Source organism: Microbacterium sp. Bi128, from assembly GCF_918698205.1.
Map to the genome: position 1 here is coordinate 1 of NZ_CAKKMM010001524.1, position 1,166 is coordinate 1,166.

Consider the following 1,166-nt stretch of genomic DNA (forward strand, 5'->3'; position numbering starts at 1 on the left):
GTGGTCCACCTGGACCTCAGCGAGGCGGAGTGGCTGGGCCTGAACCGGGGCGCCGAACTGGATCCCGCCGTCGCCCTGCTCCGCCGCATCCGCGGTGCCTTGAGCCGTGGCCTGGGCGACCTCAGCGGCGCCATCGAGGTGCACCGGGTGAGCGCGGCACCCGTTGGCTTCGATGCCCGGTTCTCCGCCCTCTGGCGCCGCTATTCGTACCGGATCGCGGACGGCCCCGCGCTGTGGGACCCGCTGGGACGTGCCTCGACCCTGTGGCACAAGGTTCCGCTGGACGTCGGTCTCCTCAACGAGGGCGCCGCGCCGCTGCTGGGCCTGCAGGACTTCCGCTCGTACTGCAAGCCCCGCGAGGGGGCCACAACCATCCGTGAACTGCAGCGCTTCGAATTCGAGCGCGGCGCGGACGGCGTCATTGTCGTCACCGTTCAGGCTGACGCGTTCTGCCACAACATGGTCCGCTCCCTGGTGGGCTCGGCGTTGTACGTGGGGGAGGGCGAAGAGGCCCCGGAATGGCTCTACGAGCGGCTCCTCGCCCGGCAGCGCGACGCCCGCTCCGTTCTCGCAGCCCCCCACCCGCTGGTGCTCGAGGAAGGGCTTCGGAAGAACCGTGTGAAGACTTGTTCGGCGTCGGTGGCTGTCATCCCCAATCCGTCATCTTCCACGTGCAGCAGCACCCGGTCGCCCTCGGTGCTGGCGGAGACGCGCACATTGCCGCCATTGCGGGAATATTTGATGGCGTTGGAAATGAGGTTATCCAGCGCCTGGCTGATCCGGAGCGGGTCTACGTGCGCCCACAGCGGCGCCGGCACCTCCATCGAGAGCGTGACCTGGGAAGCCTGGGCGTGGGCGTGAGCCGAACCCAGGCTCGCCTCCACGAGGCTCGCCAGGTCGGTCCGCCGGGGACGGACATGGACAGCCGAGTTGGCGCACATCCGCACATCCGAGACAAGGGCGAGGAGTCGTTCGGCGTTTCGTTGCGCAACCTCGAGGCGGCGGAGGGCCTGGGTGGTCAGATGTTCCGAGTCGCTGAGGGCTAGATCCAAATTGCCGATGATCGATGTCAAGGGGGTCCGGAACTCGTGGGAGACGGTGGAAAGCACGTCGTCCTTGGCCGCCAGGGCATCGATCAGGCCGGACACCTCGTCATTGAGCAGTCG

The 1,166-nt window shown here is 67.8% G+C and carries 1 protein-coding gene and 1 pseudogene; one reads left to right on the forward strand and one right to left on the reverse strand.

Annotated features, from left to right (window positions below; all coding sequences use genetic code 11):
• Positions 1–600, forward strand: a pseudogene (locus LQV45_RS34235) (tRNA pseudouridine(38-40) synthase TruA); the annotation flags it as partial.
• On the opposite strand, the gene LQV45_RS34240 reads toward LQV45_RS34235, so the two are convergent.
• Positions 525–1,148: a HAMP domain-containing sensor histidine kinase gene (locus tag LQV45_RS34240; protein WP_308288970.1), complete on the reverse strand. Its 624-nt coding sequence runs from the start codon at positions 1,146–1,148 to the stop codon at positions 525–527. The pseudogene LQV45_RS34235 and the gene LQV45_RS34240 sit on opposite strands and share 76 nt — an antisense overlap.
• Between the last annotated feature and the right edge of the window lie 18 nt (positions 1,149–1,166).